The sequence below is a fragment of the Agrobacterium sp. CG674 genome, from assembly GCF_053521645.1.
The window spans coordinates 1-5,524 of sequence record NZ_JBNWDZ010000024.1 but is presented as its reverse complement, the minus strand read 5'-3'; the positions used below and the strand labels follow the sequence as shown (position 1 = coordinate 5,524).

Sequence of the window (5,524 nt, the reverse complement as noted above, 5' to 3'; positions counted from 1 at the left end):
GGATGTCTCCCATCGTGGCGGTCGGCGCGGTTTCGTTCGTGTCGATGCCGATGGTGGCCTGACTGTGCCGGATTTCAACGGCAACCTGTTCTTCAACACGCTCGGCAATTTCGCCGTCAATCCGCGCGCCGGGCTACTGTTCGTCGATCATGAGACGGGTGACATGCTGCAGATCGCTGGCAGCGTTGAGATCATACTGAATTCGCCCGAGATCGCGGCCTTCGAGGGCGCGGAGCGTCTTTGGCGCGTCATGCCGGAAAAGGTGGTGCTGCGCAAAGATGCACTGCCGCTGCGCTGGAACTTTCTCCAAGATGGCATGTCGCCAAGCAGCTTGATGACGGGAGACTGGCGCGAGGCCGCGAGCCGCTTGAAGGTCGCAGCCCTGGCAAAAACGTGGAGGCGCTTCCGCGTTGAGCGAACCATCGAGGAAAGCTCGACGATCCGTTCGCTGCACCTTACGCCGGTCGATGGCGAGGCTGTCATCCCGCATCTGGCAGGCCAGCATCTTCCGATCAGCATCACGGATGGGACGGACACGATTCGCCGCAGCTATACAATATCCAGTGCTCCATCGGACGGCTGCGGCGGACAGGGTCTCGGGCAATTCCGTGGCCCAAGGGGCAATGCGGTACATTTCCAATTGGCCGCCCTTTTCTCCACCGTCACGAGCTTACCGATCCCGCATCAGTAAACCTGCTGAGACTCAACAGTCTGCTGCTGCTCCAGATTTCAGAAGGGATGCGGGTATCTCTATTTCCTCGTCCCGCGTTTCCAGTAGACCAACTTTCTGATCCAGTCCGATCTCGACGCCATCAAAATAAGTCACGAGGGTCGGCATCGACATCGCTGTATAGGCACGAAACGAAACGAGACGTGACAGATCAAAGCACGCTGACGTTCTCGGCCTTCGATTTTCCGGTCTTGCGGTCTTGACCCACCTCGAAGCTGACCTTGTCACCTTCTCTGAGCGAACTGCCGCTCTGCAATGAAGACACGTGAACGAAAACATCCTGTACGCCGTTTTCAGGTGTGATGAAACCAAACCCCTTGTCGTCATTGAAAAATTTCACAGTACCCGTAGCCATGACCGTCCCACTTGCATCTCGCGTTGTGACTTGCGACTGCTTTTTACAGCGCCTGTGGTTGCCTATCAACTGTCGGGCACGCGATAATGGAAACAGAGACTTTATAAGCGTTTTGAGAGGTGTCGCATTGGACCACGACGATTTCCGCATTGAGCCCCGCGTCCCCAGTATCGACGATTATTTGCGCCTCCGCCATGTGTCAGGCCTCAGCTCTTTTTCAAGAGAGGCGGCTGAAAAAGGCCTGCCCAATTCGATCTTTGGCGTCTGTTTGATGCATGGCGACGCGGTCGTCGGCATGGGTCGCATCATCGGCGACGGAGGCTGCTTCTTTCAGGTCACAGATATCGCGCTGATGCCCTCCCATCAGGGCAGGGGGCTCGGCAAGATGATCATGGCCGCGCTGACGGACTATATCGATAAGCAATTGCCAAAGACCGCCTATGTCAGTCTGATAGCCGACGTCCCGGCAAATCGCCTCTACGAGCAGTTCGGCTTCGCCGAAACCGCGCCGCGTTCGGTCGGGATGGCGAGGAAAGTTGCCTGACGATGGGCCGGGCAAAACCTCCATGGCCGCCGCCGCCGCCGGCCCGCAATAAGACGAGAAAACCTGACGGTAATCGATCACGATGAGATACCGTTCGCAGTGCCTAATAGCGAAAGGACGTGTCGCTCGACGAAGACTGAAGAATACTACCGTGTTTTCGGCTCTGGTAACAGATGTAACACCAACGGCGCCACCTCCCCGACAATCCCTAGCTCGCGGCCTACCTTCCCAAATGGACCTGAATTGCGTTGTAGCCGCGCACCGACAAACCGGGTCCATTCGGAACTGTTTCGTGGTTGCACGGCTGGCGGGGTTTCTGCGAAAGCCTGTGGAATGACTGTCGCAAATGTAGAGCGGCAAAAATGCAGCGGCTCTCACCATTGGCCTCACTTCCGGAAGGTTTCAGGAAGAAGCCTGCTCACACAGACCGAACGAGACCATCGTCACTTCACACGCACGCGAAAACCGCATGGAAGGACCGTCTTTGCCGGCCGCAATTTTGCTGACGCGCGCTCCCTCCAGCAACATGGATAGCGTATCAGCCAAAAGTTCTGGATCGCTTACCCCTGTCGAGCGACAAAGATCTGTAAGCCGAGAATGCTGTTCCATCTTCAACGTTTCTATGATCGCATGTGCTGGGTGACCTTGCTCCTTCAACTCTACCGCAGCATTGGCCAAATCACATCCGTAAGGCTCACTCGAAAGACATTGCGCGCGCGCTTTCACCCAAGCCGCAAGCTGCGCCCTCGGGTCGCCTGGGTTTTCTGTTTCAAGATCTCCCCAGACTTTCTCAAGAGTTCGAGAACTGTGCTTCAGCACTTCACATACGAGATCGTCCTTAGAGCCAAAATGTCTGTACAAGGTCATCTTGTTGGTCGAGGCGGCTTCCGCGATGGCATCAACACCTATGCCGCGTATACCGTGTTCACGAAACAGCTGACACGCCATTGACACGATCCTGTCACGCGGTGCGGTTTTTTGCTCGGAGGCGCAATCCGTTTTCTCGGGTCTCATGTGTTTCAATTTTTATCCTGAAGCGGTGTTGACATAGGTGTGACCGGTCGGTAACTATCCGAGTTTTACTTACCGGTAACACCTCAGGCGCGTGCCTGTCAAGCAATAGGCCGCCCTCAGAGCTTAGGGCGTTGTCGAAAGGAGACCGCGATGAACCACAAGACGGACGAGATGACCCTCGCTGAAATTTTCGGCGATCCGCTGATCCTTGCAGTCATGCGCGCCGATGGCATTGCGCTGACCGATTTTAAGGATTTGATGTATTCGGCGGCGAGGGCTTTGAAGACACGAGATGGCAATGCGCTTGTTGGGAAGCTCAGAACAACCGCCCCTACAGCTTCGTCCAAACGTACACTCGTCGCCACCATGCAGCCGTTGTTCGTGGGTTCCTTTGAGCCTTGCTCCGCCAACATGTAAACCTCGACGTGTGCCGCATCAGCATCTGACGCCTCACGAAGAATTAGGCTCGCCTTGCAACTAATATATCTCATTAATTGCAATAAAAAATCGCATGCATATCTATAGTATAGTTGAAATTGACGTAAATCATTTTAATTAAAAATATTGCATTCAACTAAATTATTGCCTGATGGATTTTTATTTTATATCGCTTTGTTTTTTAATTTATATTGTGAGTATTTTGACAAAAAACAATAAGAAACCTTGTTAGTACTCCATGAGTGACGACTCATGGACGGTGACCTCGGATTCACTATTTCGAGGTCCACATGCAGTTCCAGTCCATTAAAAGCAAAATCGTCGTTCTGTCAGGTCGGACCGCAAAGCGGTACCGGGGAAAGCATCCTTGATCCTCTTCTCTATATCGTTCAGGGTAAGAACGTCTATCTGGCGACCATGTCGGTCCCAATCACGGTGAACGGCAAATTTGCTGGCGTTGCAGGCGCCGACTTTGACCTTTCGTTTGTCCAAGAACTGGCGCAATCGGTCAAAACTGGAATCTATGATGGGCAGGCGAGCGTCGAAATCGTTAGCCACAAAGGACTGGTCGTCGCGTCAAGCCGAGATCCTAAAAGCACAGGGGAGAGATTTGACAAGACCGACTCTTCTCTGAGTTCCGTGTTGACGAAAATTAAAGCGGGTGAACCAGCAGTCTATGCCGATGACACTCTGTTTCGAGCTATCGCGCCCATCGTGATCGGCCGAACGAAGACCCCGTGGTCGGTCTTGATCGCGGTGCCCGCCAAGGTGACGTTGGCGAAGGTCACTGAACTCGACAAAACTCTCGTCCAGATGAGTTCAAGTGACAGAACCATGCTTGCTGGGGTCGAGTTCCACGACTGCGGACTAAGGGCTTATACTAAAATCTGTCCTTCGTCGTTCCCGTCCCAATAACGGATTGATTTGGCGTGTACTTTGATCATCACGATGCCGGGTGTGTCGATCCCGTCCGGGAAATAGCGATCAAGGTCTTTGGTCCAGTGGTCGGCAAACGCACCCTTGTCCTCAATCAGCGATGCAGTCCCCTGGACTCCGACGAAGATGGGCGAGCCACCTAACATGCCCAAGGCACCGGTGTAAGTAAGGCTCACCTCGTTGTCCGCGCGGATTTCGGCGATTTTCCGCGAATGTTCGTAGGCGAAGAAGTAGCTGTCGCCGTCGTAGTCGACGTCTCCGTTGTTGCTCATCGGTCTGGAGGTGAGCCCTCCATCCGCGGACGTGGTGTTCAGCATCGCGAAGTCGAGCTTCGCCATTTTCTTCGAAAGGTCACCCAGCGTGAGATCGGACATGTTCGCTCCGGAATTGTTGATGAATGTTGTCCATTTGAAACTGCCGGGTATCGAATTTTGTTCCGCTCTGAGTATATGCGCGGTCGAGCTGCGGTTAGTCGATGGACGGGGGTATCCCGCTTCAAAGCGCCATCCGCTGGCAATGTAGTGCATCTCACTTGGCGATCTTGGCGACCACACTACGACTTTGGGCCGGAAAAATGCGAGTTCCGAGGCGCCGACGCTCGTTAAGGCCTGGTAAAGCTCAGTTGCTGAGCCGTCTCAGATGGGATGGCTTTAGAACTTCAATCGAGCGGCTGGAGCGCAGGCATAGGATACCGCTGTCGCGCAGTCTCGATAGACTTCTGGACACACGGTCTCGATGGTCATTCCGAGATAGTCACCAATGTCGGTGCGCGTCGTGGGTATAGACAGAGAACACCCTCATTTGGCAACTCCGAGTCTACGGCTTGATTTTGTCCCGGATGGTGTCGACCGATTTCTTGATTGATCGTACGGTTTCGGCATCCAATCCGACTGCTTCTTCTATACAGCGCATGACATCGGCGGCGTGTGCTTTGAGGGCATGCCCTTGTGCCGTCAGGTGGATGAACACTTCCCGCTCATCCTTGGGGTTTCGGGTCTTGGTAACCAGCCCAGCCGCATTCAATCGCTTCAGGAGTGGTGTGAGCGTACTGGAGTCCAGAAACAGGGTTTTACCCAGCTCCTTCACGTTCTGACCGTCTCGATTCCACAGTGTCACCATAACCAAATACTGCGGATAAGTGAGGCCGAGTTTGTCGAGCAGCGGCCTGTAGAGCTGTGTGAATGCGTGGCCTGCTGAGTAGAGAGAAAAGCACAGCATGCCGTTGACGTCGGACAAGCCGTTGTCGGTGCCAGATGGGGCGTTTGTCATAACAGTCTCCTTTCCTCCTAAATAATTTGTACGCAATCTAATTGCAAGCGATTGACAAGCGGCAAACGATTCGACATATAGATCGTACACAAACGAATCGTGCACAAATTAAAAAATAATAGGAGAACAAGATGTCGATTTTCACCACCACCGACGGTACCCGCCTCTTTTACAAGGACTGGGGAACAGGCCAGCCTATCCTCTTTGCCCATGGCTGGCCGCTGTCGTCCGATGCCTG

8 protein-coding genes and 2 pseudogenes are annotated in these 5,524 nt (G+C 53.8%); 5 read left to right on the top strand and 5 right to left on the bottom strand.

Annotation, left to right across the window (positions count from 1 at the left end):
• Positions 1 to 577: pseudogene (locus tag ACQZ51_RS23580) on the top strand (FAD-binding oxidoreductase); the annotation flags it as partial.
• 304 nt (positions 578 to 881) lie between these two features.
• Here the strand turns inward: ACQZ51_RS23580 and ACQZ51_RS23575 are convergent.
• Positions 882 to 1,085 (bottom strand): cold-shock protein, encoded by a 204-nt coding sequence (locus ACQZ51_RS23575; protein WP_448780977.1) that lies wholly within the window; start codon positions 1,083 to 1,085, stop codon positions 882 to 884.
• A gap of 127 nt (positions 1,086 to 1,212) precedes the next feature.
• On the opposite strand from ACQZ51_RS23575, the gene ACQZ51_RS23570 reads away from it, so the two are divergent.
• Positions 1,213 to 1,629: a GNAT family N-acetyltransferase gene (locus ACQZ51_RS23570; protein WP_448780976.1), complete on the top strand. Its 417-nt coding sequence runs from the start codon at positions 1,213 to 1,215 to the stop codon at positions 1,627 to 1,629.
• 402 nt (positions 1,630 to 2,031) lie between these two features.
• Here the strand turns inward: ACQZ51_RS23570 and ACQZ51_RS23565 are convergent, their stop codons facing one another.
• A complete protein-coding gene (locus ACQZ51_RS23565) occupies positions 2,032 to 2,643 on the bottom strand; it encodes a TetR/AcrR family transcriptional regulator (protein WP_448780980.1) in 612 nt (203 codons plus the stop codon).
• 150 nt (positions 2,644 to 2,793) lie between these two features.
• On the opposite strand from ACQZ51_RS23565, the gene ACQZ51_RS23560 reads away from it, so the two are divergent.
• On the top strand, positions 2,794 to 3,060 hold the full coding sequence (locus ACQZ51_RS23560) for a hypothetical protein (RefSeq protein ID WP_448780975.1): 267 nt from the start codon (positions 2,794 to 2,796) through the stop codon (positions 3,058 to 3,060).
• A 273-nt stretch (positions 3,061 to 3,333) separates the two neighbouring features.
• On the top strand, positions 3,334 to 3,996 hold the full coding sequence (locus tag ACQZ51_RS23555) for a PDC sensor domain-containing protein (protein WP_448780974.1): 663 nt from the start codon (positions 3,334 to 3,336) through the stop codon (positions 3,994 to 3,996).
• Here ACQZ51_RS23555 and ACQZ51_RS23550 read toward each other — a convergent pair.
• From ACQZ51_RS23550 to ACQZ51_RS23540, 3 genes are all read right to left on the bottom strand, one after another.
• A complete protein-coding gene (locus tag ACQZ51_RS23550) occupies positions 3,957 to 4,391 on the bottom strand; it encodes a pyridoxamine 5'-phosphate oxidase family protein (protein WP_448780973.1) in 435 nt (144 codons plus the stop codon). The two genes, ACQZ51_RS23555 and ACQZ51_RS23550, sit on opposite strands and share 40 nt — an antisense overlap.
• A 276-nt stretch (positions 4,392 to 4,667) precedes the next feature.
• Positions 4,668 to 4,778, bottom strand: coding sequence for a hypothetical protein (locus tag ACQZ51_RS23545; protein ID WP_448780979.1), 111 nt, complete (start codon positions 4,776 to 4,778; stop codon positions 4,668 to 4,670).
• Positions 4,779 to 4,833: 55 nt separating this feature from the next.
• A complete protein-coding gene (locus ACQZ51_RS23540) occupies positions 4,834 to 5,286 on the bottom strand; it encodes a MarR family winged helix-turn-helix transcriptional regulator (protein ID WP_448780972.1) in 453 nt (150 codons plus the stop codon).
• Between the two features lie 131 nt (positions 5,287 to 5,417).
• On the opposite strand from ACQZ51_RS23540, the pseudogene ACQZ51_RS23535 reads away from it, so the two are divergent.
• Positions 5,418 to 5,524 (top strand): annotated as a pseudogene (locus tag ACQZ51_RS23535) (alpha/beta fold hydrolase); the annotation flags it as partial.